Annotated in this window: 23 protein-coding genes and 1 pseudogene; 18 read left to right on the top strand and 6 right to left on the bottom strand. The window is 71.9% G+C overall.

Annotation, left to right across the window (positions count from 1 at the left end):
* A partial coding sequence (locus AOK09_RS20055; protein WP_407675424.1) for a MarR family transcriptional regulator occupies window positions 1-243 on the bottom strand: 243 nt, incomplete at its 3' end.
* Between the two features lie 385 nt (window positions 244-628).
* Between AOK09_RS20055 and AOK09_RS20050 the strand changes: the two genes are divergently transcribed.
* Together AOK09_RS20050 and AOK09_RS20045 are read left to right on the top strand one after the other, a co-directional pair.
* A complete protein-coding gene (locus AOK09_RS20050) occupies window positions 629-1,033 on the top strand; it encodes an OB-fold nucleic acid binding domain-containing protein (protein WP_055588589.1) in 405 nt (134 codons plus the stop codon).
* 1 nt (window position 1,034) lies between these two features.
* Entirely contained in the window at window positions 1,035-1,838 is an 804-nt protein-coding gene (locus tag AOK09_RS20045; RefSeq protein WP_055588588.1) for a DUF3159 domain-containing protein, read from the top strand.
* 74 nt (window positions 1,839-1,912) lie between these two features.
* On the opposite strand, the gene AOK09_RS20040 is transcribed toward AOK09_RS20045, so the two are convergent.
* Together AOK09_RS20040 and AOK09_RS20035 are read right to left on the bottom strand one after the other, a co-directional pair.
* The gene (locus AOK09_RS20040; RefSeq protein WP_055588587.1) at window positions 1,913-2,590 is read right to left on the bottom strand and encodes a potassium channel family protein; all 678 of its coding nucleotides are present in this window, start codon (window positions 2,588-2,590) and stop codon (window positions 1,913-1,915) included.
* Window positions 2,590-3,255 (bottom strand): potassium channel family protein, encoded by a 666-nt coding sequence (locus AOK09_RS20035; protein WP_055588586.1) that lies wholly within the window; start codon window positions 3,253-3,255, stop codon window positions 2,590-2,592. Before AOK09_RS20035 ends, AOK09_RS20040 begins: the two co-directional genes overlap by 1 nt.
* 266 nt (window positions 3,256-3,521) lie before the next feature.
* On the opposite strand from AOK09_RS20035, the gene AOK09_RS20030 reads away from it, so the two are divergent.
* The 3 genes from AOK09_RS20030 to AOK09_RS20020 are packed head-to-tail and all read left to right on the top strand — an operon-like array spanning window position 3,522 to window position 7,446.
* Window positions 3,522-5,600 (top strand): APC family permease, encoded by a 2,079-nt coding sequence (locus AOK09_RS20030; RefSeq protein ID WP_055588585.1) that lies wholly within the window; start codon window positions 3,522-3,524, stop codon window positions 5,598-5,600.
* Window positions 5,597-6,940, top strand: a complete 1,344-nt coding sequence (locus AOK09_RS20025) for a class I SAM-dependent RNA methyltransferase (RefSeq protein WP_055588584.1) — start codon at window positions 5,597-5,599, stop codon at window positions 6,938-6,940. Before AOK09_RS20030 ends, AOK09_RS20025 begins: the two co-directional genes overlap by 4 nt.
* The gene (locus tag AOK09_RS20020) at window positions 6,937-7,446 is read left to right on the top strand and encodes a low molecular weight protein-tyrosine-phosphatase (RefSeq protein WP_055588583.1); all 510 of its coding nucleotides are present in this window, start codon (window positions 6,937-6,939) and stop codon (window positions 7,444-7,446) included. The genes AOK09_RS20025 and AOK09_RS20020 overlap by 4 nt, the downstream gene beginning before the upstream one ends.
* 31 nt (window positions 7,447-7,477) lie before the next feature.
* On the opposite strand, the gene AOK09_RS20015 is transcribed toward AOK09_RS20020, so the two are convergent.
* Window positions 7,478-8,047, bottom strand: coding sequence for a GNAT family N-acetyltransferase (locus AOK09_RS20015; RefSeq protein WP_063796015.1), 570 nt, complete (start codon window positions 8,045-8,047; stop codon window positions 7,478-7,480).
* A 66-nt stretch (window positions 8,048-8,113) separates the two neighbouring features.
* Between AOK09_RS20015 and AOK09_RS20010 the strand changes: the two genes are divergently transcribed.
* The 6 genes from AOK09_RS20010 to AOK09_RS19985 all read left to right on the top strand — a co-directional run bounded on the left by AOK09_RS20010 (window position 8,114) and on the right by AOK09_RS19985 (window position 12,168).
* Entirely contained in the window at window positions 8,114-8,353 is a 240-nt protein-coding gene (locus AOK09_RS20010; RefSeq protein WP_055588582.1) for a toxin-antitoxin system HicB family antitoxin, read from the top strand.
* On the top strand, window positions 8,350-8,787 hold the full coding sequence (locus tag AOK09_RS20005; protein WP_055588581.1) for a hypothetical protein: 438 nt from the start codon (window positions 8,350-8,352) through the stop codon (window positions 8,785-8,787). The genes AOK09_RS20010 and AOK09_RS20005 overlap by 4 nt, the downstream gene beginning before the upstream one ends.
* Window positions 8,788-8,910: 123 nt before the next feature.
* Window positions 8,911-9,756, top strand: a complete 846-nt coding sequence (locus AOK09_RS20000) for a putative RNA methyltransferase (protein WP_055588580.1) — start codon at window positions 8,911-8,913, stop codon at window positions 9,754-9,756.
* A 70-nt stretch (window positions 9,757-9,826) separates the two neighbouring features.
* Window positions 9,827-11,089, top strand: a complete 1,263-nt coding sequence (locus AOK09_RS19995) for an AAA family ATPase (protein ID WP_055588579.1) — start codon at window positions 9,827-9,829, stop codon at window positions 11,087-11,089.
* 18 nt (window positions 11,090-11,107) lie between these two features.
* A complete protein-coding gene (locus AOK09_RS19990; protein ID WP_055588578.1) occupies window positions 11,108-11,464 on the top strand; it encodes a nucleotide pyrophosphohydrolase in 357 nt (118 codons plus the stop codon).
* Window positions 11,465-11,643: 179 nt separating this feature from the next.
* Complete coding sequence (locus AOK09_RS19985; protein WP_055588577.1) at window positions 11,644-12,168, top strand: DUF6099 family protein; 525 nt, start codon at window positions 11,644-11,646, stop codon at window positions 12,166-12,168.
* A 249-nt stretch (window positions 12,169-12,417) separates the two neighbouring features.
* On the opposite strand, the gene AOK09_RS19980 is transcribed toward AOK09_RS19985, so the two are convergent.
* Window positions 12,418-13,227 (bottom strand): SAM-dependent methyltransferase, encoded by an 810-nt coding sequence (locus AOK09_RS19980; RefSeq protein ID WP_055588576.1) that lies wholly within the window; start codon window positions 13,225-13,227, stop codon window positions 12,418-12,420.
* Between the two features lie 89 nt (window positions 13,228-13,316).
* Here AOK09_RS19980 and AOK09_RS19975 point away from each other — a divergent pair, with 89 nt between their 5' ends.
* Window positions 13,317-14,240 carry an LLM class F420-dependent oxidoreductase gene (locus tag AOK09_RS19975; RefSeq protein ID WP_055588575.1) on the top strand — a complete coding sequence of 308 codons (924 nt, stop codon included), beginning with the start codon at window positions 13,317-13,319 and terminating at the stop codon, window positions 14,238-14,240.
* 86 nt (window positions 14,241-14,326) lie between these two features.
* On the opposite strand, the gene dapD is transcribed toward AOK09_RS19975, so the two are convergent.
* On the bottom strand, window positions 14,327-15,316 hold the full coding sequence (gene dapD / locus AOK09_RS19970; RefSeq protein ID WP_079063251.1) for a 2,3,4,5-tetrahydropyridine-2,6-dicarboxylate N-succinyltransferase: 990 nt from the start codon (window positions 15,314-15,316) through the stop codon (window positions 14,327-14,329).
* A gap of 352 nt (window positions 15,317-15,668) precedes the next feature.
* Between dapD and AOK09_RS19965 the strand changes: the two genes are divergently transcribed.
* The 6 genes and pseudogenes from AOK09_RS19965 to AOK09_RS19940 all read left to right on the top strand — a co-directional run bounded on the left by AOK09_RS19965 (window position 15,669) and on the right by AOK09_RS19940 (window position 24,329).
* Window positions 15,669-17,261 (top strand): 3' terminal RNA ribose 2'-O-methyltransferase Hen1, encoded by a 1,593-nt coding sequence (locus AOK09_RS19965; protein ID WP_055588573.1) that lies wholly within the window; start codon window positions 15,669-15,671, stop codon window positions 17,259-17,261.
* A pseudogene (locus AOK09_RS19960) lies at window positions 17,258-17,521 on the top strand (AAA family ATPase); the annotation flags it as partial. The gene AOK09_RS19965 and the pseudogene AOK09_RS19960, both read left to right, overlap by 4 nt.
* Window positions 17,522-17,558: 37 nt before the next feature.
* Window positions 17,559-19,091, top strand: coding sequence for a site-specific integrase (locus AOK09_RS19955; protein WP_055588571.1), 1,533 nt, complete (start codon window positions 17,559-17,561; stop codon window positions 19,089-19,091).
* Window positions 19,088-20,818: a hypothetical protein gene (locus AOK09_RS19950; protein ID WP_055588570.1), complete on the top strand. Its 1,731-nt coding sequence runs from the start codon at window positions 19,088-19,090 to the stop codon at window positions 20,816-20,818. Before AOK09_RS19955 ends, AOK09_RS19950 begins: the two co-directional genes overlap by 4 nt.
* Entirely contained in the window at window positions 20,815-22,962 is a 2,148-nt protein-coding gene (locus AOK09_RS37970) for an integrase (RefSeq protein WP_079063250.1), read from the top strand. Before AOK09_RS19950 ends, AOK09_RS37970 begins: the two co-directional genes overlap by 4 nt.
* A 281-nt stretch (window positions 22,963-23,243) precedes the next feature.
* Window positions 23,244-24,329, top strand: a complete 1,086-nt coding sequence (locus AOK09_RS19940) for an IS110 family RNA-guided transposase (RefSeq protein WP_079063249.1) — start codon at window positions 23,244-23,246, stop codon at window positions 24,327-24,329.
* The last annotated feature ends 16 nt before the right edge of the window (window positions 24,330-24,345 follow it).

The raw sequence follows: 24,345 nt of genomic DNA, 5'->3' as shown, positions 1-24,345 counted from the left end.
GGGAGCCGGGGGGAGCTCGCGCAGCAGGCCCAGGGCGATCAGGTCGGCGGTGTGGCGGGAGACCGCCGCGGGGCTCAGACCGGTCGTGCGGGCCAGCACGGTGCGGGCGACCGGTCCGGAGTGGAGCACGGCGCGCAGCACGGCGGCGGGTCCGCCGCCCTCATGGGCGGGACCGAGCGGATGAGGTGCGGGCAGCGGGGCGGCGACGAGCAGGGGCGGACGTTCTCCGAGAGCAGCGGTCACGGTGGCTTCCCCCAGGGCTGGACGAGCGGGCGCGGACTGCGACCCGGGGGCTGCGCCGGGCCGGAGGTGCGGGCCGCACGGCGGTCGCGCCGATCAGCACGCCGATCAGGGCGACGTCGGCGCCGGGCGGCGGCTGCCGCGGCGACATGCGCCCATGGGCGGGGTGGTGGAGACCATGGGCCGATGCTGTCAGCGCGGAAGAGGGCGGTCAACGGCGCGGTGTTACGGCCCCATGGCGGTTCTGCGAAGCGGCGAGAGCCGGGAAGCCTGGCGGCGGGTACGCCGGGGAGAGCGCCGGGCGACGGCGGACCTCCTTCGGGTGGTGGGGCGGCTCTGCCGGTCGCGGAGGCCCCGTACGGAAGGCCGGAACGGGTACCCTTCCCGCATGAGTGGTGACATCCGAGGCGACCGCCAGCCGGGGCGCTTCCGCCGCATGCTGGGCCGTCTGACCAGTTCCCCGGAGGAGTTGCAGGCCGAGGAGCTGCGGCAGGACGCCGAGGAGGCGGGCTGCACCCCGATCGCCAGCTGTGACGACCGTGAACTGGTCACGGTCACGGGCACCTTGCGAACCGTCACCCTGCGTCCCCGTGCGGGGGTTCCCGCGCTGGAGGCGGAACTCTTCGACGGCTCCGATGCGCTGGACGTGGTCTGGCTGGGGCGCCGGTCGATCGCCGGGATAGAGCCCGGCCGGCGGCTGATCGCCAGTGGACGGATCAGTCAGGCGCACGGCCGCCGAGTGCTCTTCAACCCGCGCTACGAGCTGCGTCCGGTCGGACACAGGAGCGAATGACGTGAGCAACCTGCCCGGCGGCGAGTCCGCCGCGACCCCGAGGGACGAGACCCCCGAGGAGGCGGCAGCCCGGCACGAGGCGGCCTCCAAGGAGGCCGCGGACACCGTGATGAAGGCGTTCGGCGGCGTCCGCGGCATGATCGACATGACGCTGCCCGGCCTGGTCTTCATCGTCACCTTCAACCTGACCCACCGGGTGTCGGCGGCGGCCTGGGCCGCGCTGGGGCTCAGCGGGGTCTTCGCCGTGGTGCGGCTGGCCCGCCGCGAGACCGTGCAGCACGCCTTCAGCGGTGTCTTCGGTGTCGCCATCGGTGCCTACATCGCGATGAAGTCCGGCAAGGCGGAGGACTTCTACCTGCCCGGTCTGCTCTACAGCGTGGGCTACTGCGCGGCCCTGGCGATCTCGGCGCTGGTGCGCTGGCCGCTGATCGGGCTGATGCTCGGCCCGATCACCGGCGAGATGTTCACCTGGCGCAAGGAGAACCCGGGGCGCCTGGTCGCGTACACCAGGGCGACCTGGGTCTGGTTCGCCTGCATGGCGGTCAAGCCGGTGGTGCTCTTCCCGCTCTACTTCGCGCACAACGCCAACCTGCTGGGCTGGATGAAGGTCGCCCTCGGCATTCCGCCGATGGTGGTGGCGATGTACTTCACCTGGCAGATCCTGATCAAGGCCCCGGCGCCGATCAAGGCGGTCCTCGACGACGAGGAGGAGCCCGCCGCGGACGGCGGTCAGGGTGGTGCCCCGGAGGGGCAGGCGGCCGAGAAGCAGAAGGCCCGGCACGCCGCGTCCAGCCGGGAGTACTGACCGCGCACCGAGCCGCGTACACGGGTGAGGGGTCGCCCCATCGGGGCGGCCCCTCACGCATACCCGCGGCCGGCTCAGTCCTGCGGCTGCTCCGCCTCGGCCGAGAGCAGGTCCTCCAGCTGGCCCTCCCGGTCCTGGGCGGCCACGAAGAGCAGCTCGTCGCCGCCCTCCAGGGTGTCGTCCTTGCTCGGCACCAGCACCCGGCCCTCCCGGATGATGGTGACCAGCGCGGTGTCCTCCGGCCAGACCACGTCGCCGACCCGGGTGCCCACCAGCTCGGCGTCGCCGGGCAGGGTGAGCTCCACCAGGTTGGCGTCGCCCTGGCTGAAGCGCATCAGACGGACCAGGTCGCCGACGCTGACCGCCTCCTCCACCAGCGCGGACATCAGCCGCGGGGTGGAGACGGCGACGTCCACGCCCCAGGACTCGTTGAAGAGCCACTCGTTCTTGGGGTTGTTGACCCGGGCGACCACGCGCGGCACCCCGTACTCGGTCTTGGCGAGCAGCGACACCACCAGGTTGACCTTGTCGTCACCGGTGGCGGCGATGACCACATGGCAGCGCTGCAGCGCCGCCTCGTCCAGCGAGGTGATCTCGCAGGCGTCGGCCAGCAGCCACTCCGCCTGCGGTACCCGTTCCACCGAGATGGAGGACGGGTTCTTGTCGACCAGCAGCACCTCGTGGCCGTTCTCCAGCAGCTCGCCCGCGATGGAGCGGCCGACGGCGCCGGCCCCGGCGATTGCGACGCGCATCAGTGACCTTCCTCGGGACCCTTGGCGAACGCCGCCTCGACGGACTGCAGCGAGGACGTGCGCATGATCACATGCACCAGGTCGCCCTCCTGGAGTACCGCGTCGGCAGGGGGCAGCATGCCCTCACCCAGCCGGGTGATGAACGCCACGCGGACCTCCGCCGCCTCCTCCAGCGCGGTCAGCCGGTGGCCGACCCACACCGGGGACACCGGGACCTCGGCCAGCTGGACGCTGCCGCTCGGGTCCTGCCACAGCGGCTCGGCGCCGCTGGGCAGCAGCCGCCGCAGCATCTGGTCGGCGGTCCAGCGCACGGTCGCCACGGTGGGGATGCCCAGCCGCTGGTAGACCTCGGCCCGGCGCGGGTCGTAGATCCGTGCCGCGACGTTCGACACGCCGAAGGTCTCCCGAGCCACCCGGGCGGCGATGATGTTGGAGTTGTCGCCGCTGCTCACCGCAGCGAAGGCGCCGGCCTCCTCGATGCCGGCCTCCTTGAGGGTGTCCTGGTCGAAGCCGACCCCGGTCACCCGCCTTCCCCCGAAGCCCGAACCGAGACGGCGGAACGCCGTCGGGTCCTGGTCGACCACGGCGACCGAGTGACCCTGCTTCTCCAGGGTGCGCGCGAGGGCTGAGCCCACGCGCCCGCAACCCATGATGACGATGTGCACGACCGTCCTTCCGGTGATGTCTCGGGCCCGATCCTGGCACCGTCGGGAGCCAGGCAGTACACCAGGGTCGCACCGCGCGGCCCCGTACACACACGCGGTACCCGCGCGGAGCCGTCGGCAACACCTGCGCCGTGGCCGATCCGACATGCGATCTCGATGGATTCGACATATTTGCCGCGGCTCGCCCCGGTCCGAACGCCCGCGCGAGGACGCGTCCGTGATGGGCGGCTGCCGCGCAGACCCCCGTACGGCTTACGATCCTCCTCGTGTCCAAGCTGACCGACGTACCCAAACGCATCCTCATCGGGCGCGCTCTGCGGAGCGACAAGCTCGGTGAGACGCTGCTGCCCAAGCGGATCGCGCTCCCCGTCTTCGCCTCGGACGCGCTGTCGTCCGTGGCGTACGCACCCGAGGAGATCCTGCTCACGCTCTCCGTGGCGGGAGTGTCCGCGATCCACTTCTCCTGGCAGATCGGAGTGGTGGTCGCGATCGTGATGCTGGCGGTGGTCGCGTCCTACCGGCAGAACGTGCACGCCTACCCCAGCGGCGGCGGTGACTACGAGGTCGCCACGGTCAACCACGGATCCAACTCGGGGCTGGTGGTCGCCAGCGCGCTGATGGTCGACTACGTCCTCACGGTGGCGGTCTCCACCACCTCGGGTGTCGCCAACGTGGTCTCGGCCGTCCCGTCGCTGCGCGGGCACGAAGTGGCGCTGTCGCTGGCGGTCGTCGTGATCCTCATGGGCGTGAACCTGCGCGGCGTCCGCGAGTCGGGCACCGCGTTCGCCGTCCCCACCTACGCCTTCATGGTCGGCGTTCTGGGGATGACGGTGTGGGGCATCTTCCGGCACCTGGTCCTCGGTGCGGACATGCACGCGGAGAGTTCCGCGTTCCACCTGCAGGCCGAGCCGGGCGAGAGCGGCCTGGCCGGCTTCGCGCTGATCTTCCTGCTGCTGAGGGCGTTCTCCTCCGGCTGCGCCGCGCTCACCGGCGTCGAGGCGATCAGCAACGGTGTGCCCGCCTTCCGCAAGCCCAAGAGCCGCAACGCCGCCAACACCCTGCTGCTGATGGGCAGCATCGCGGTGACCATGTTCATGGGCATCATCTACCTGGCCAGCATGACCGGGGTGCGGATGGCGGACGACCCGGCCACCCAGCTGGTCGGCGCTCCCGGCAACTACCACCAGAAGACCGCGCTGGCCCAGATCAGCGAGGCGGTGTTCAGCGACTTCAAGCCGGGCTTCTTCTTCGTGGCCGGTGTCACCGGCCTGATCCTGGTGCTGGCCGCCAACACGGCCTTCAACGGCTTCCCCGTGCTCGGCTCGATCCTCGCCCAGGACCGCTACCTCCCGCGTCAGCTGCACACCCGCGGCGACCGGCTTGCCTTCAGCAACGGCATCATCGTGCTGGCCGGCATCGCGATGGTGTTCATCATCGCCTACGGTGCGGATCCCACCCGGCTGATCCAGCTCTACATCGTCGGTGTCTTCGTCTCCTTCAACATGAGCCAGAGCGGCATGATCCGGCACTGGACCAGACTGCTGCGCACCGAGACCGACCCCAAGAAGCGCGCCCACATGATCCGCAGCCGCGTGATCAACAGCTTCGGCCTGGTGATGACCGCGCTGGTGCTCGTCGTGGTGCTGGCCACCAAGTTCACCCACGCCTGGGTGGCGATCATGCTGATGGTGGTCCTCTTCGTGATGATGAAGGCCATCCGGCGCCACTACGACGGTGTCTCCATGGAGCTGGCCTCCGCGGAGGAGCCCGGCGAGGAGGCCGTGCTGCCCTCCCGGGTGCACTCCATCGTGCTGGTCTCCAAGCTCCACAAGCCGACCCTGCGGGCCCTGGCCTACGCCCGTCTCGCCCGCTCCGGCGTGCTGGAGGCGGTCACCGTCAACGTGGACCCGCCGGACACCAAGGCGCTGCAGGCCGAGTGGCAGGAGCGGGGCATAGAGGTGCCGCTGAAGGTCCTGGACTCCCCGTACCGGGAGATCACCCGGCCGTTCCTGGAGTACGTCAAGAACCTGCGCCGCAGCAGCCCCCGCGACGTGGTGACCGTCTACATCCCCGAGTACGTCGTCGGGCACTGGTACGAGCAGCTGCTGCACAACCAGAGCGCCCTGCGGCTCAAGGGCAGGCTGCTCTTCACACCCGGGGTGATGGTGGTTTCCGTACCCTGGCAGCTGGAGTCCTCCGAGCGGCGCAAGCAGGTCCGCGAGTGGTCCGCGCCCGGCTCGGTCCGGCGCGGTGAGCCGCGACGGCAGCAGCGCAAGCCGGAGGCCGCCGTCAGCGGCCCCGCCAAGGGGACCGGTCCCACCAACGCCAAGGACAGCTCCACGTGACCAGCACCACCCCCTCCGCCGACGCCCCCACCTCCCTCGTCGGCGAGCGCTACGAGGTCGAGGTGGGCCCGGTGGCCCACGGCGGGCACTGCGTGGCCCGGCACGAGGGCCGGGTGCTCTTCGTCCGGCACGCACTGCCCGGTGAGCGGGTGGTCGTCAGCGTGACCGAGGGCACCACCGGCTCCCGCTTCCTGCGCGCGGACGCCGTGGAGGTGCTGGAGCCGTCCAAGGACCGCGTCACCCCGCCGTGCCCGTACGCCGGTCCCGGCCGCTGCGGCGGCTGCGACTGGCAGCACGCCACGCCCGGGGCGCAGCGCAAGCTCAAGGTGCAGGTGCTCACCGAGCAGCTGGCCCGGCTGGCCGGGCTGACCCCGGCCGAGGCCGGCTGGGACGGCAGCGTGGAGCCCGCCCCGGGCGACAAGGTCCCCGCGGGGCAGGTCCCGGCGTGGCGCACCCGGGTGCAGTTCACGGTGGACCAGGCGTCCGGCCGGGCCGGGCTGCGCCGCCACCGCTCGCACGAGGTGGAGCCGGTCGACCGCTGCCTGATCGCCGCCCCCGGGGTGGAGGAGCTGGGCATCGAGGCCCGCGAGTGGCCGCAGATCGCCTCGGTCGACGCGGTCGCCGCGACCGGTTCCTCCGACCGCCAGGTGATCCTCACCCCCGTCCCCGGCGGCCGGCTGCCGCTGGTGGAGCTGGACCGGCCGGTCTCGGTCGCCCGGATCGACGAGCGGGAGCTCTTCCACCGGGTGCACGGCCGCACCTTCGTCCGTGAGCGGGCGGCGGGGCGTACCTGGCGGGTGGGCAACGGCGGCTTCTGGCAGATCCACCCGGCTGCGGCCGACACCCTGGTGGGCGCGGTCCTGGACGGTCTGGCGCCCCGGCCGGGCGAGAACGCCCTGGACCTGTACTGCGGGGTCGGCCTCTTCGCCGGGGCCCTGGCGGAGCGACTGGGCGAGTACGGCGCCGTGCTGGGCATCGAGTCCTCCAAGCAGGCGGTGCTGGACGCCCGGCACAACCTGGCCGACCTGGAGAACGTCCGGATCGAGTGCGACAAGGTCGAGAAGCTGCTGCCGCGCACCGGCATCACCTCCACCGACCTGATCGTCCTGGACCCGCCGCGCTCCGGCGCCGGCGCGGAGACCGTGCGGCACCTGGCCGGCCTGGGCGCCCGCCGGATCGCCTATGTCGCCTGCGACCCGGCGGCGCTCGCCCGCGACCTGGCGTTCTTCCGCGACGCGGGCTACCGCCCGGTGGGGCTGCGGGCCTTCGACCTGTTCCCGATGACCCACCACTTCGAGTGCGTGGCGATCCTGGAGCCCGCCGACGGCGGCCGGGAATGACCACTGCCGGGGCACCGCTGCGGGTCTGCTTCGTCTGCACGGGCAACATCTGTCGGTCGCCGATGGCCGAGCAGGTCTTCCGCGCCAGGCTGGCCGAGGCCGGGCTGGCGGGGCTGGTCGAGGTGGACAGCGCGGGTACCGGCGGCTGGCACGAGGGTGACGGCGCCGACGGGCGCACGGTGGCGGTGCTGGAGGCGGCGGGCTACACCGCTGTGCACACCGCACGGCAGTTCCGTCCGGCCTGGTTCGCCTCCCGGGACCTGGTCGTCGCGCTGGACGCCGGCCATCTGCGCGCCCTGCGCAGGCTCGCCCCCACCGCGGAGGACGCCGCCAAGGTGCGGCTGCTGCGCTCCTTCGACGCGGCGCTCCCGGTCGGGGCCGACCTCGACGTCCCCGACCCGTACTACGGCGGGAGGGAGGGCTTCGAGGAGTGCCTGGAGATGTGCGAGGCCGCCTGCGAGGGGCTGCTGGACACCGTGCGGCAGCAGCTGGCGGCGCGGCGCTGAGCCGCCCGCGCCGGCGGTCCCGGACGGAGGCTCAGCGTGGAGGGAAGGTCCAGACCATGCCGCGTCCGGACTCCGCCGGCGCGGTGATGCCGTCGTCCTCGATCCGGTCGAGCCGGTAGCCCAGCCGGCGGGGTACCGCGGCGCTGGCGGTGTTGGCCTCGTCGCAGTGGATCTCCACCCGCCCGATTCCGGGCAGGGCCAGCGCCGCCTCGGTCAGCGCCGCGGCGAGGTTGCGGGCGTGGCCGCGTCCGGTGTGCGAGGGGTGCACCCAGTAGCCGATCTCCAGCGCCCCCGGGCCGATCCGGCCGTGCAGGCCGCAGCCGCCGATCACGCTGCCCGGTACGGCGTCGAGCCCCAGCAGGTAGACGAACTCCGTCCCCGACTCCCAGGCAGCCTCCGCCGCTCGCGACTGCTCCTCCGTCCGCTCGGGCACGGGGGGCTCGGCGGCCCAGGCCATCCAGGGGCGCAGATGGTCGAGGGACTCCAGAACGGCGGCGCACAGTGCGGGGGAGTCCGCCACCCGTCTGCGGCGCAGTGACACCCCGCCGGGCAGCGGGAGGAGCGCGGGCGGGCGGCCTGGCGTGACGGGAGGCTGGTCCACCCCCGCATTGTGGTGCACGCCCCCGGGGTCTTGTCATGCTAGCGCTTTGGCGCTAGCTTCAAAGACATGGGGAAGAAGCAGCTCAATGTGCGGGTGGACGAGTCCACGGCGGAGATGGCCCGGGAGCGGGCAGAGGCACAGGGGATCAGCATGAACCAGTACATCGAGAAGCTGGTGCAGCAGGACATGGGGGAGACCGGCCGGGCATTCGTCGATGCCGCCGCGCAGTTCATGAAGGAGTACGAGACGGCGTTCGTCGCGGAGTTCGGCGACGCCGAGCAGGCGGCGAGGGGCGCCCGGCGTTGAACGTCCGAGTCGATCTGGCGTGGCTGCTGATGACGGCGGAGCAGTACACCCCCGGGGACCCCCAGGTCACCGACTACGGGTCGCTGCTCGCCGCGGTGGCGCGGCACCAGGCGGAGGTGTTCGACATCCCCGTCTACCCGGAGCCCCACGACCGGGCCGCCGCACTGCTGCACCAGCTGCTGCGGGCGCCCGCCCTGGAGCGCTCCAACGAGTTGTTCGCCACCGCCGCCGCCTACGCCTATCTGGTCACCGGCGGGGCCACCGTGGCCACCACCGCCCGTGAGGTGCGCTCCCTGGCCCGTGCCGTGCGGGACGGGCGCCTCGGCGTCGCGGGCATTTCCGAGCGCCTTGCATCCTGGACCGTCGCAGGCGCGGAGTCCGCCGCCGAGGAGGAGGACGAGGACGAGGAGGACCGCGGGGGCGAGGAGGACTGACCGGCGCCCGGGCCGCCGGACGGCACCCGCCGGGTGGCGCCCGGCGGGTGGGTCCCGCGCGGGTCGGTGCGGGAGGTGCCCCCGTACGCTGGACCGTCTGACCGGACGGCGAGGAACGGAACGTTGCTGCACGACATCGCGGAATACCTGGCCTGCCCGCACTGCGGGGCCGATCTGGCCCTGACGGGCTCCGCACTCCGCTGCACCGCGGGCCACTCCTTCGACATCGCCCGCCAGGGATACGCCAGCCTGCTCCCCGGGGACGCCCACACCGGCACCGGGGACACCGCCGCCATGGTGGCCGCCCGGGACGCCTTCCTCGGCGCCGGCCGCTACACGCCGATCGCCGACGCGCTCGCCGCAGCCTCGGCCGCCGCGCTCGCGGACGCACCGCAGGGCGGCTGCGTCGCCGACCTGGGCGCAGGCACCGGGTACTACCTGGCCGCGGTGCTCGACCGGCTGCCGGAGCGGCTCGGCGTGGCCCTGGACATCTCCAAGTACGCGGTGCGCCGCGCCGCCCGCGCCCATCCCCGGTCGGGCGCCGTCGTCTGCGACGCCTGGCGGCCGCTGCCGCTGCGGGACGCCTCGGCGGCGCTGGTGCTGAACGTCTTCGCCCCGCGCAACGGCCCGGAGATCCGCCGGGTGCTGCGCCCCGGCGGCACGCTGCTGGTGGTCTCCCCGACCGCCCGCCATCTGCAGGAGCTGGTCGGACCGCTGGGGCTGCTCTCGGTGGACGAGGACAAGGAGCGCCGGATCGCGGAGAAGCTCGACCCGCATCTCACCCCGGGGGAGCGGCGGGAGGTGCAGTGGACCATGGAACTCTCCAGGGCCGAGGCGCAGTCGGTGGTCGCCATGGGGCCCAGTGCCTGGCACACCGGGGAGCAGCGGTTGGCCGAGAGCCTGGCCGGGCTTCCCGAACCGTTCGCGGTGACCGCGTCCGTCACCGTGTCCGCCTACCACCGTCGCTGAGCGACACGTTGGGGTGAACGCCGCCTCGGCGGGACGTTTCGCCTGGTCCAGGCCTCGCTACCGTCCTGGGATGAGCAGCGACGTCGTCCGCCCCCATCTCGAGGAACTGCGGCTGAGGGCCTTCAAGTCCTATCACCGCGCGGTTCTCCCGCTCAGCCCCTTCACGGTGCTCCACGGCCCTTCGGGGGCAGGGAAGTCCAATGCGCTGGACGCGCTGGCGGTGCTGTCCCGGCTGGCGATCGGGGAGCCTGCTGGGCACTCCCTGGACGGCGGCGGCAGCGGGCCGCTGGCCGACGCGGTGCGCGGCGGGTCGGCGGGCTGTACGCCGTACGGCGAGCGCGGCTTTGTGCTCGGCTGCACGGTGCGTACCGGCGGCGGCCCGGTGCGGCTGGATGTCGCGGTCGGCACCACCGACGGCGTAAGGATCGTGCGTGAGCGGCTCACCGACGACGCCGGTCCCCTGCTGGACACCGGTGAGCAGGACGTCGCGCGCGGCAGGATCAACGTCACCTGGCACAACGACTCCCGGCAGGGGGACATCCGGGCGCCCTTCCCCAGTGACACCCTGCTGACCGCCCAGCTGCCGCTGCGCGTCGCGGGCTCCTCCACCGGGGAGCGCCGCGTGCTGGCGGCGGCGGAGCAGGTGCTGACCGCGCTGCGCGAGGTCTTCACCGCGGACCCGGTGCCCCGGCTGATGCGCGGCTGGGCGACCGCCGACCCCGGGGCCCGGCTGACCGGGTCGGCCGCCAACATCTCCGCCGTGCTGGCCCGGATGCAGGGCGAGTGCCGCCATCGCTACGGCCGTCTGGTCGCGGCCCTGCGGGCGGCCGCGCCGCATCCGCTGACCGGCCTCGGGGTGGAGCGCCGGCCGGTGGACCGCTCCCGCAGGACGCAGGTGCTGGCGGCGTTCGACGAGGGCGAGGCGGGCCGCACCACCGTGGACCGGGCCTCGGACGGCATGCTGCGCTATCTGGCCTTCGCCGCGGTGCTGCTCACCGGCGCCGATGTGCTGGACGTCGACCCGGCGTCCGAGGTGCCCTGGGAGCGGCGGCTGCTCACCGTGGCCACCGAGGACCTCGGCGCCGGGCTGGCCCGTCCGCAGACCGCCCAACTGCTCGCGCTGGCGCGGGAGATGGGTGGTTCGGGCCATGCCCGGGTGCTGGCCGCGCTGCAGGACGCGGAGTGTGCCCGGAGCGCGGCGGGGGCGGCGCTGGTGGCCTGCGGACGGGACGCACGGACGGGGCGCAGTGTGCTGGAGCCGGAGTCGCCCCGGGTGCCGGAGCAGTTGCCGCGCTCCGAGGCGGGTGGTGCGCGGCTGGTGCGGGGGGCCTGATGCGGTAGACATGGTGCGGTGAGCGAGAGTGTCGAGCAACTGCAGCGCCGGCTGGTCGAGTTCGCGGCGGCGCGCCGATGGCAGCCGTACCACACGCCCAAGAACCTGGCGGCGGCGCTGAGCGTGGAGGCGGGGGAGCTGCTGGAGATCTTCCAGTGGCTCACCCCGGAGCAGGCGGGCGAGGTGATGGGCGACCCGCAGTCGGCGCACCGGGTCCGCGACGAGGTGGCCGATGTGCTGGCCTACCTGCTGCAGTTCTGTGCGGTGCTGGGGGTCGATCCGCTGGAGGCGCTGGCTGCCAAGATCGACCGCAATGAACGTCGCTTCCCCCTTCCGGACGGCCCGGACGACCCGGCGGTCACGGGGGGTACCTGACGGGCTCCGCCGGACCTCCCCGGCGGGACCCGTCGGGCGGTTGGGCCTCACCCGCCCGTGGTGAGGGTTATCCACACCCCGGAGTCTGTCCACAGTTCCGGGGACGCTCATCGCCGGTTCTCTCCCCGGCGGGCACCGTTGCCTGTGACGGATCGTCCGATCGTGGAGGGAGCGGCGGCATGGATGCGCTGCGGCTGATCAAATCCAGCAGGCACGGCCTCACCCAGGCGCGGGGGGTGCCCGAGGTGCTGGTGGAGGCATGGCAGGCGTGCACACTCACCGAGGCGGTCGGCAGCCAGCTGGCGCTGCACGGTGCGGAGCCGCTGCGGGCCGGTGCGCAGCGGCTGGCGGAGGCGGGCAGCCATGCCGGGGGCTGCCTGGACCGTCCGCCGGAGGACTGGACGGGCTTCGGCAGGGCGGCCCGGCTCACCGAACTGGACGATCCCCCCGCCGTGCTGCGGGAACTCCGGGCGCTGCTCCACGAGGCGGCCGAGGCCCTGATCGTGGTGGCCTGCGGTGCCGACACCGAGACGCTGTACTGGCAGTGCATCGACGCGGTGGATGCAGCGGCGGAGTGCAGGGAGACGGTCACCGAACTGCTGCGCATCCTCCGCGAGGAACCGGATCCCGAGTTGGCCGACCCCGCGGAACATCCTCGGCCGGCGACCCTGGCGGTGGTCCCTCTGGAGCCGCCCGGCCCATAGCCGCCCGCCGGTGGCCGGCGTCGCCGGCTGGTGCCGCCGGCCGTCGGCGGAGCGGCCTGGCAACTTGGTGGCTGAGCAGTTGCGTGGTTGAGCAGCTGCGTGGCCGAGCAGGGGTGCGGCGCCGAGGTGGCGCCGCACTCAGGTCGGTGGACGACGGCAGGGCTGTCGCCGCCCCGGCTCCGGCTACGCGTGCGGCTTCTGGCTACCGCTACCGTGTGCGCCGCGTCGGCGGCGGGAGTCCGTGGGTGCTCAGGCCTTGCGGCCGGCGCCCGCGGCGATGAGTTCGCTGTGGCCGTCCGAACTCTTGGTGGTGGCGTCCGGTCGCCAGAGGGGCAGCGCCACGACGCCGGGATCGACCATCTCCAGGTCCCCGAAGAGAGCCTCGATCTCCTCCTGGGTCCGGAACCGGCCGCTGCCGAGCATGGACAGGAACACCCGCTCCAGAGCGTCGGTGGTGGGCGGCTGCGACCTGAAGTGGGTGAGGAAGAGGTGGCTGCCGGGCGCAGTGGCGTCGAGGTACCGCTTCACCAGGCCGGCCGGGTCCTCGTCGTCCGCCAGGTGGTGCACCACGCCGACCATCAGCAGGCCGAGCGGCCGGTCGAGGTCGATCAGCCGGCGCACCTCGGGCCGGGAGAGGACGTCCTCGGGCTCGCGCAGGTCCGCGGTGACCACCTCGGTGCAGTCGTCCCCCGCGAGCAGGGCCCGGCCGTGGGCGAGGACCATGGGGTCGTTGTCGACATAGACCACGTGGGCCCCGGGGCAGGCGGCCTGCGCGACCTGGTGGGTGTTCTGCGCGGTGGGCAGCCCGGATCCCAGGTCGAGGAACTGGTCGATGCCCTGGGAGGCCAGGTAGCGCACCCCGCGGGCCAGGGCCTCGCGGTGCTCCCAGGCGCCCTCGCGGGTGATCGGCAGGACTTTGCGGATCCGCTCGGCGACCTCCCGGTCGACCGCGAAGTTGTCCTTGCCGCCCAGCATGGCGTCGTACACCCGGGCGATGCTGGGTACCGAGGTGTCGACCCCGGTCGGCGCCCAGTCGTCCAGAGCGTCACTGGCGGACATGGATCCCCCTAAGGATGTGATCTTCAGTCAGTCGGAGATGAGCATAACCACTTCTGCCGGTCGGCCTCGGCCGTAGCAGGATGGAGCCCATGGATCTCCGAATCTTCACCGAACCTCAGCAGGGCGCCTCCTACGAGACCCTGCTGAAGGTCGCCAAGGCCACCGAGGACCTCGGCTTCGACGCCTTCTTCCGCTCCGACCACTATCTGAAGATGGGGGATGTGGACGGCCTTCCGGGGCCGACCGACGCATGGATCACCCTCGCCGGCCTGGCCCGTGAGACCAGCCGTATCCGGCTCGGCACGCTGATGACCGCTGCGACCTTCCGGTTGCCGGGCGTGCTCGCCATCCAGGTCGCGCAGGTGGACGCGATGAGCGGCGGCCGGGTCGAACTCGGACTGGGCGCGGGCTGGTTCGAGGAGGAGCACACCGCCTACGGCATCCCGTTCCCCAAGGAGAAGTTCGGCCGGCTGGAGGAGCAGCTGGCGATCATCACCGGTCTGTGGGAGACCAAGGTCGGGGAGACCTTCGACTTCGAGGGCGCCCACTACTCGCTGAAGAACTCCCCGGCCCTGCCCAAGCCCGTCCAGGAGCGCGTTCCGGTGCTGATCGGCGGCCGCGGTCCCAAGCGGACGCCGGAGCTCGCGGCCCGCTATGCCGGGGAGTTCAATCTGCCGTTCACCTCCGTGGAGGAGAGCCGGGAGATCATCGGCCGGGTGCGGCAGGCCGTGCAGCGGGCCGGGCGGCCCGATGACGACATGCTCTACTCCACCGCCCTGGTGGCCTGTGTGGGCAAGGACGACGCCGAGGTGGCCCGCCGGGCGGCCGCGATCGGCCGGGAGCCCGCCGAGCTGCGGGAGAACGGCCTGGCGGGCACCCCGGACGAGGTGGTCGAGAAGATCGGCCGCTACGCGGAGGCCGGTTCCCAGCGGTTCTACTTCCAGATCCTGGACCTGGACGACCTGGACCACCTGGAGCTGATCGCCTCCCGGGTGGCCCCGCAGCTGGGCTGAGCCGGTGAACGCCCCGGCCCGGCTCGCGTCCTGCGCGGGCCGGGCCGGGGTGGGGCCTTGGGGCTCTGGCGCCCTGGGGCCGGGAATCAGTTGTGGGCGTGCAGGTCCGCGTTGAGACCGCCCCACGATCCGGAGCGGGCGATGACCTCGACCGCGCCGGTCTGGGAGTTGCGGCGGAAGAGCAGACTGCTCTGACCGGAGAGCTCCACGGCCTTGGCCACCTTGCCGTCCGGCAGGGTGACCCGGGTGCCCGCGGTGACATAGAGCCCGGCCTCGACCACGCAGTCGTCGCCGAGCGAGATCCCGATGCCCGCGTTGGCCCCCAGCAGGCAGCGCTCGCCCACCGAGACGATCTGCTTGCCACCGCCGGAGAGGGTGCCCATGATCGAGGCGCCGCCGCCGATGTCGCTGTGGTCGCCGACCACCACACCCGCGCTGATCCGGCCCTCGACCATGGAGGTGCCCAGGGTGCCCGCGTTGAAGTTGACGAACCCCTCGTGCATCACGGTGGTGCCGACGGCCAGGTGGGCACCGAGACGCACCCGGTCCGCATGGGCGATGCGCACCCCGCTGGGCGCGACGAAGTCGGTCATCCGCGGGAACTTGTCGATGCCGTACACGGCCAGCTGGCCGCCCTCGGCGCGCACTGCCAGCCGGGCCTGCTCGACCCGCTCCACCTGTACCGCGCCGATGCTGGTCCAGGCGATGTTGGGGAGCAGGCCGAAGATGCCCTCGAGGTTCTGGCCGTGCGGACGCACCAGACGGTTGCTGAGCAGGTGCAGCCGCAGGTAGATGTCGTGCGTGTCCAGCGGCTTGTCGTCCAGCGAGGCGATGGCGGTGCGCACCGCGACCACCTCGACGCCGCGCCGCGGGTCCCTGCGCTGCGCCTGGGCGGCGCCCTCGCCCAGCTCGGCGACGGCCTCCTCGGGCGTCAGCCGCACCGTGCCGACCGGGCCCGGCTCGGTGGACAGCTTCGGGGCCGGGTACCAGGTGTCCAGCACGGTGCCGTCGTCGGCGATGGTGGCGAGACCGGCAGCGACAGCGCCGCCCCGGGGGGATGCAGATTCAGTCGTCACACCGTGCACGCTAACCAATCCGCCGCCCCGATGCCGAACCGGACCACGCCTCGGGCACCGCCGGACCCCCGAGCGCAGCGCCCGTCGCCGCCAGGCCTGCCCGTACGGACAGGGGGCGAGCGACGACGGACCGGTGCCCGACCGGCGGGCAGATCCCGGTGCCCGGCTGGTGCCCAACCAGAACCCAACCAGTGCCCGGCCAGCGTCCGGCCGGCGACGGAGCAGCGGGCCGTCCGGTGGCCTTCCGGTGGCCTTCCGACGGCCGTCCGGTGTGCGCCTGCCGCGGCCCCGCGCCGCTGCGCACCGCAAAACCCGGTGCGATCCGCGGTCCCGCGCCGGAATACTCGCCCGTGTGTTCCTGACGATCAGCACCACCGGTACAGCCGGCCGACCCGCCACCGACCTGGGATTCCTGCTGCACAAGCACCCAGGCCGGGCCCAGCGCTTCGACACCTCCCACGGGGAGGCGCACGTCTTCTACCCCGAGGCGAGCGACGCCGTCTGCACGGCCGCGCTGCTGCTGGACGTGGACCCGATCGCCCTGGTCCGCCGGGGCAAGGGCAAGGGTCGCGGCGGTTCCCCGGACTTCGCCCTGGCCCAGTACGTCAACGACCGCCCCTACGCCGCGTCCTCGCTGCTCGCGGTGGCCCTGCGGACGGTGTTCGCCAGCGCCCTCAAGGGCCGCTGCGACGCCCGGCCGGAGCTCGCCGCCGAGGCGCTGCCGCTGCGGATCACCGTCCCGGTGCTCCCGGCCAGGGCCGGCGGCGAGAGCAGCGGCCCCGCGCTGGTGCGCTCGCTGTTCGAGCCGCTGGGGTGGCAGGTCGACGCGGAGGCGCTGCCGCTGGATCCGGCGTTCCCCGAGTGGGGCGACTCCCGTTATGTACGGGCCGAGCTGACCGGCGCCCTGCGGCTCGCCGACGCGCTGCAGCAGCTCTATGTCCTGCTGCCGGTGCTGGACGACGCCAAGCACTACTGGGTGGCACCGGACGAGGTCGACAAGCTGCTGCGGGCCGGTGCGGGCTGGCTCGCGGACCATCCCGAGCAGTCCCTGATCACCCGCCGCTATCTGGCCCGCCGCTGGTCGCTGACCCGTGACGCCATGGAGCGCCTGGAGCTGGCCAGGCTCGCCGAGGCCGACGACCGCGAGGCCGAGGAGGTCGACAACGCGGTGGCCGACGAGCTGCCCGAGGGGGCGGGGCAGTCCGAGGAGACGGAGCTGCCCGAGGAGGCGGGGCAGTCCGAGGAGACGCCCGTGTCCGAGGGCGCCGGCCAGGGGGACCAGTCCGACGCCGACGGCACGGAGGACCGCCCGGTCCGCCTGGCGGTGCAGCGCCGCGACGCCATCCTGCGCGCGCTGGCCGACCGGGGCGCCGCCAGGGTGCTGGACCTCGGCTGCGGCCAGGGCCAGCTGGTGCAGGCGCTGCTCAAGGAGCCGCGGGTAACCGAGGTGGTGGGCGTGGACGTCTCCGTCCGCGCCCTGTCGGTCGCCGCCAGGCGGTTGCACCTGGACCGGATGTCCGAGCGGCAGGCCGCCAGGGTGAAGCTGCTGCAGGGTGCCCTCACCTACACCGACGCCCGGCTGTCCGGCTATGACGCCGCGGTGCTCTGCGAGGTGATCGAGCATGTCGATCCGCCGCGGCTGCCCGCACTGGAGCACTCGGTGTTCGGCGCGGCCCGCCCCGCCACCGTGGTGGTCACCACTCCGAACGTGGAGTACAACGTCCGCTGGGAGTCGCTGCCCGCCGGCCGTGTCCGCCACGCCGACCACCGCTTCGAGTGGGACCGGGCGCAGTTCGGCGACTGGGCGCGGCAGGTCGCCGCCCGCTACGGCTACACCGTCGACTTCCGCCCGGTGGGCCCCGACGACCCCGAGGTGGGGCCGCCGACCCAGCTGGCGATCTTCATCCGTACCGACGACGTCCCGGAAGGGGGCGACCACCGATGACCGACCGCCCCGTACGCCGCCTCGCGGTGCCCGACCTGTCCCTGGTTGTCCTGGTGGGCACCACGGGCGCGGGCAAGTCCAGCTTCGCCCGCAAGCACTTCCTGCCGACCCAGGTGGTCTCCTCCGACGTCTGCCGCGGCCTGGTCGCCGACGACGAGAACGACCAGTCGGCCTCCCCGGACGCCTTCGACGTGCTGCACTACATCGCCGGCAAGCGGCTGGCGGCCGGCCGGCTGACCGTGGTGGACGCCACTTCCCTGATGATTGGGCGTGTTCAAGCGTCAGGGGAGGCGTCAGTTGGACGAGTGGTGCGTGGTATGGGTGCCCGATCCGGGGCAGTGGGGATCGCTGCCGCCTGAGGGGGTCCTGGGGGTACAGGACCTGCCGACCGAGGTTGCCCGGATCGGTCTGCGGCCGGGCGATCCGGTGTTCGTGGCGCCGGACGGAACGGTGGACCAGGGGTTGCTGGATTTTGTCCGATCCGTCGAATTCCGGGACCTGGAGCGGGAGACCAAGCGGAATTACGCGACGGATATCCGGCCGCTGTTGACTTTCCTGTCCTCGCGCGGAGTTCCGTGGAGGCGAGCGACGAGGCAGGACTTGGCGGACTACCGGCACTGGAGATGTCAGGCTCCGCAGAACCCGCGCCGGATCAGCGGGACGAAGTGGAACCGTGAGGCGGCCGCGTTCACCAAGTTGTTCCGGTGGGCGAAGGTGTCCCCAATGCCGGTGGACATCGTGCGGGGCGGGGACCGGGCGGCGGACTCGGTGAGCTCGCGGGTGTTGTGGCTGACACCGCGGACCTGGGGCTTGTGGTCAGATATCGGGCTGCGCGGCCACAGTCGTACAGGAGTGCCGGTACCGGGGTGGGAGTCGCGCACGGAGCTGCGCAACACGAGCTTCGTGCAGCTGCTGCTCAGCTCCGGCCTGCGCCGACAGGAGGGTGGTTCGCTGCTCACCTTCGAACTGCCCAGCCAGCGCTTGCGGTTCGGCCGTTACTGCCATGGCCGCGTTGCTGCGGCGGTCACCCGGTCGAAGCAGAGCCGGGTCTTCTACGCGTCGGTGGACGCGGTCGGCCAGGTCGAGGCATACGTCGAGTCGGAGCGAGCCTGGGCGGTGCAGCGCGCCCAGGCGGAAGGCCGCTATGAGCGGTGGCCCATGATGTGGCTGGTCACGAAGGTGACACGGAGCTTGAGACCGAAGGTCGAGTGGGTCGACCGGAACGGTGTCGTCGGTGAGCAGGAGCTCAGCCGGCTGGGGTGGCGTGAGCGGCAGTGGCTGTTCCTGGAGAGCCCGGACGGGCCGGAGCCGGCGTGGTTGTGGCTGACGGAGCAGGGCCTGCCGATGGTCCCGGACCGGTGGAACGGCGTGTTCAGGACGGCGAATTTGCGCTGTGAGGAGGTCCTGCTCACCGCGGAAGAACGGGAGATCGAACGGGACTTCCGGCTGGCGGAGGTACGCGGCAAGAGTCCGTACGCGACGCCGCACGCCGCGCGTCATTCGATGGCCCTCTACATGCTGGTCTTGCTGAACCAGTTGGTGGAGACCCGCTATGGACTTTCGGCTGCGGACCGGAGGGACTTCGCCATGCTGTTCGGCGATCCGTGGTGGCTGGTGAAGACCCTCCTGGGTCACGCGGACGTGGAGGTGACGAAGCGGCACTACCTCGCGCCGGTCGCGCACCTGCAACTGGAGTCGATCCTGGCCGCAGCCGAACCCGCCGGTGAGGAGGAACAGCGGGCCGAGGACCTGGACGGTGTGTTCACCCGGCTCGCTCGGGAGTCGGAGGGCATCCAGGACATCGACGCGGTCCTTGAGGCGGCCCGGTGACCGAGCGAGGACGGCGGGCCATCCTGCCGCCGGCCGATCATCACACCGAGCCGCCGCTGTCTTCGGACGGGCTGGTGGTGACGGTCGTCAACAAGGCCGGATACGAGATGACGTTCCACTTCGCCGAACTGCCCGTCGCCGAGGCGATGCAGCGGTCGCTGGCCGCGGTCTTCGCGATCCGGTCTGCGGGCTGGAACAGTCACGAGACCGCACGGGCTTCTTGGATCATGGTGAAGATGTTCGCGCGCTTCGTCGCTGAGCTGGAGCATTCCCCACGGGACCTGGGGGAGTTGACGCCCGCGATGCTCAAGCGCTGGCGCGCGAGGCATATTGGCACCAACAGCGGCAAGAACGTGCTGCGTCAGGTTCGGCCGCTGCTGCGGGCGGATCCGCGACTGGCTGGTGGGCCGGTGGGGGAAGAACTGGCCCGGCGCATCCCCAAGGCGGTGCCGATCAAGCAGTCGTACGGGAAGGAGGAGCGGGAGAGGGTCCTGCGGGTGGCCCAGAGGCAGTTCCGGACTGCTCTGCTGCGGATTCGTGAGAATACCGTCCTGCTGGAGAGGTGGCGGTCCGGTGACCTGGAGGAAGGCAGCCGTGACTGGCGCCTGGGCCAGGTGCTCGATCACCTCGCACAGACCGGTTACGTCCCGCACGCGGTCATGCCGAGCGGGGAGTTCATGAAGGACCGTGCGCTGCTGGGCGGCACCAGCCCGGAGAAGACCTGGGGCAGACTCTTTCTATCTCGCTCCGAACTCACCGCGCTGGGCGTGCTGCTGACCGACCGGTTCGGCTGGAACCTGTCCGTCTACGACCGGCTGCCAGCCCCGACCGCGGCCCCGTCCGCCGGATCGACGGCCACGGTGACCTATCAGGTCCAGATCGAAAAGCGCAGGCAGGGCGGAGGCCGGTGGTTCTCCACCGAGAACATCACCGATTCCGGGGCCGACTCCTCCGGCAGGCTGATCACTCAGGCGTTGGAAGCCACCGCACATGGACGGGCGCTGGTTCATCGTCTCGCGCCCGACAACAACCTGTTGATGGTCGCGAGGATGCACTACCCCAAGCGCAGGCACCAGCGCACGGAACGACCCCGCCCGGTAGGCCCCTGCGCCTTCGGTATCGGCAACGGTGACGCCCAGCTTTGGTGGACCACGCATGACCTGGGGGGATCCCCATTCCAGCGGGCACGCAGGACAACGGTGACACGGGAAGGCCGTCCCCTTCAGCACAGCCAGGGCGCCCATCAGAGCATCTACGTGCTGCCTGATGAGCACGTTCAGCAGGCTTCACGGAGCGTCTTCGAAGCCGGTGCCCACGAGGCTCTCGAACAGGCCCAGGCCGTGGTGTTCGCCGGCGGTATCACCGATGCCCCGGCTCCCGGCCACGAGCAGACGGTGAACGCGGACTGCGCGGATGAGACGGCCAGCCCCTGGCCCGACGCGAAGGGCGGCTGCGGCGCGGACTTCCTGCTCTGCCTGGCCTGCCCCAACGCCCGGGTCCACCCCGGCCATCACCCCCGGCTCGCCCACCTGCACCGGAAACTGCACAGCCTTCGGTCCGTCCTGCCCGACCGCTCCTGGAACGAGCGCTGGAGCGAGCACGCACTCCGCCTTGAAGACCTGCGCGACAAGGTCGGCCCGGCGGCCTGGACCGCGGCACTCGCCCGCGTGAACGACGAGGACCGCACCCTGGTCCACCTCCTGGTGAAGGGAGAACTGACCCCATGACCGCCGTCGGCACCGCTGCCGAGATAGACACCTACGTGCTGGCCATGCCCTCCCCGGCCAGCCCCGTGGTGCTGCCCCAATGGATCAGCACCAGCAACACGCACCCGAACTCCTTCTACCAGGACGCCATCTGGTCCATGGCCCCGCTGATCGACAATCCCGGCACCAACCTGGTCAACCTCCACTGGAAGAACTGTCCGGAACCCTTGCGCGACCAGGTGAAACTCGCGGCCTGGACGATGCTCAACGGCCAGCTGAGGCCCACCTACCTCCAAACCCGAGGAGTCCAGGCCCGGTCCCGGTCGGGAGCCGCGGACATGCTCGCGACCTGCCTGGAGTGGATGCGGCTCGCCCGCTGGCTGCACGAGCGTCAGATCACCAGCCTCGGTGCCTGCACCGACACGGAATGGCGGGCCTACGCGCGCGAGCGTCTGCACCAGGTGTCCCGCGACACCGCGGCGATCATCTGCGTCCGGCTGGCGAACCTGTGGGCGTTCGACCAGCTCAGCGCACGACCGTCGGGCATCACCCGGCCTCCGTGGGAGACCGAAGGAGTCGACGACTTCCTCCCCACAACCGGGACAACCGCCGGCGGGGAGAACGCGACGGAACCGCTGGATCCACGGGTTCTCGGCCCCCTGCTGATCTGGGCCATTCGGTTCGTCGACGACTTCGCCGACGACATCCTCGCGGCCTGGACCGAACGCCGCCGCCTGATCGCCGTCGCCGCCGCCACGAAGGCATCGCCGGCCGGATGGGCCGCGCTGGAAGAGTGGCTGCTGCCCATGGCTCGGGCTGGTCACCCGCTGCCGGCCAGCTCAGAGAAACGCGAGATCCAGGTGGCCACCACCTACATCGCCGCTCTCACCGGCTCCAACCGCGGCCAGGTGTCGAGGTTCGTCAAACAGCACGGCCTCGCAGAGATCGCCGCAGCACGACCAGGGCCCTGCCCGTTGAAAGTGCCGATTACCGGGAAGATCAACGGCAAGCCCTGGCGCGAGCACGTGGACTTCAACGAGGCCGCCGAGCTCATGCGGCACCTGGGTACGGCCGCGACGATCATCCTCCTCTACCTGACCGGGATGCGCCCCCAGGAGGTACAGGGGCTGCGCTCCGGCTGCTGCCCCGACCCCGAACCCGCCGACGACGGCACCAAGGGACGGCACCTGATCCACAGCCACCACTACAAGAACGTCACCGACGACGACGGCAACCACATCTCCGCCGGTGAAATCCGCCAAGTGCCCTGGGTCGCGATCACACCGGTAGTCCACGCCATCCGCGTGCTGGAACGCATCGTCCCCGAGGGCGAACTCCTCCTCAGCGCCGCCCACCACGCATTCCGCTCCAGCCACAGCTCCACGGGCGCGCTGAGACAGGACACCCTGACCTTGCGCATCGAGTCCTTCGTGAACTGGGCGAACCGCGAGGCCGAGACGCAGGGCCTCCCCGGTGAGACCATCCCCGACGATCCCCACGGCGCGATCAGACTGAGCCGGTTCAGAAGATCTCTGGCCTGGCATATCGCCCGGCGCCCCGGTGGACTGATCGCGCTCGCCATCCAGTACGGCCACATGCGCACCGTCCTCGACGCCCGCACCTCCAGCGGCTACGGCGCCCGCGGCCGCCAAGGCATCCACGCCATCCTCGACGTCGAGACGGCCCTCGCCGCCGCCGACACCGCAGCCCGGCTGCGCGACCGAGTCGCCGCCGGAGAGAACGTCTCAGGACCCGCCGCCCGCCGGGCCCTGACCGCCGCCACCCACACCCCCCGCTTCGAGGGCCGCATCGTCCCCCGCACGTTCGCTAGGAAAGCCAGCACCTTCCTCGCCCGCGACGGCATCGTGCTCTATGACAACCCCGACGCATTCCTGATCTGCGCCTTCAAGCACGACAACGCGCTCTGCGAACCCGAACCCGGCGCCACCGCCCCACGGCAGTACGACTGCCGACCCGGCTGCGGCAACACCGTTCGCGCCGACACCCACGCCCGACAGCTCCGCGAACGCGCCGCCGAACTCGACCAGCTCGCCGCCCACTCCCCCGGACCAGTCAGCAAACGCCTGCGCGCCAACGCCAACCGCCTCCGCGAGACGGCCGACACCCACGACACCTCCGCGCGCACCGCCGAGGCCCTCACATGAACCAACAGCACCACGACGAACGCGCCCGTATCCGCGAGGCCATGGACCGACTACTGACAGTGATGATGTTCGTGGTGACGCCGCTGGCGGGCCTGACCCTCCTACTGACTGACGTCTCGACTGTCCTGTTTCGGATTTGTCGGCTCGCCGGGCGTCACCACGCACGCGGCCGGACGGGCGCTTGTGACTTCATAGGAGCTTGGTCCAGAAGCCCCGTCACTGTCTTGTCCACCCGCCCGACCGGCGCGTGCCGCCCTGGGAACGGACTCGCAAGGACGGACATGACCAGCATGACGCACGACGGCCCGGAGATCACCGGCGGAGTCGACACCCACGGCCTGACCCACCACGCGGCCGTGGTCGACCAGGTCGGCCGGCACCTGGCCGACCGGGAGTTCCCGGCCACGATCAACGGCTACCGGGAACTCCTGGCCTGGATGCGCTGCCACGGCGCGCTTGCGGCCGTCGGCGTCGAAGGCACCGGCGCCTACGGCGCCGAGCTCGCCCGCGTGCTCACCGCCGCCGGGGTCACCGTCGTCGACGTCGACCGCCCCGACCGCAAGACGCGACGTATGAAGGGCAAGTCCGACCCGATCGACGCCTACGCCGCCGCGACCGCCGTTGTCTCGGGCCGGGCCACGGGCGTCCCGAAGAGCCGCGACGGCGTGGTGGAGGCGGTGCGCGTGCTGCGGGTCGCCCGCCGCAGCGCGGTCAAGGCCCGCACCCAGGCGATGAACCAGGTCCGGGGCCTGCTCGTCTCCGCTCCCGCGGTGCTGCGCGAGCAGGTCGCGGGCCTGGAGCGGACGGTGCTGATACGCACCCTGGCCCGGTTGCGGCCCGGCGAGGACCTGTCCGGTCCGCTCGCCGCGACCCGGGCGGCGCTCAGGCGTCTGGCCCGCCGCCACCAGGCACTCGACGAGGAGATCGCAGAACTGGACGCCGAGATCGGACCGCTGGTCCGACAGGCCGCCCCGGCCCTGCTGGAGCTCTTCGGCGTCGGCCCGGAGACAGCGGGCCAGCTGCTGGCCTCGGCCGGTGACAACCCCGAGCGGATGCGCTCGGAGGCGGCGTTCGCGCACCTCGCCGGCGTCGCCCCGATCCCCGCCTCCTCCGGCCGCACGCACCGCCACCGCCTCAACCGCGGCGGCGACAGGGCGGCGAACAACGCCCTGCACACCATCGTCCTGGTCCGCATGCGCTTCGACCCGCGCACCCGCGCCTACGTCGAACGCCGCACCAAGGAAGGCCTGTCCAAGAAGGACATCATGCGCTGCCTCAAGCGATTCGTCGCACGCGAGGTCTATCGCGCCCTCACCACCACACCAACCGGACAAGTCGCGGGAAACAACCTGGCTCCTGCGGCTTGACGTCAATAGGAGCATC

Origin of the sequence: Peterkaempfera griseoplana (assembly GCF_001418575.1) — a bacterium.
In the GTDB taxonomy this organism is placed as follows: Bacteria; Actinomycetota; Actinomycetes; order Streptomycetales; family Streptomycetaceae; genus Peterkaempfera; species Peterkaempfera griseoplana.
The sequence above is the reverse complement of the archived record's forward strand: the minus strand, read 5'-3'. Positions and strand labels throughout refer to the sequence as shown.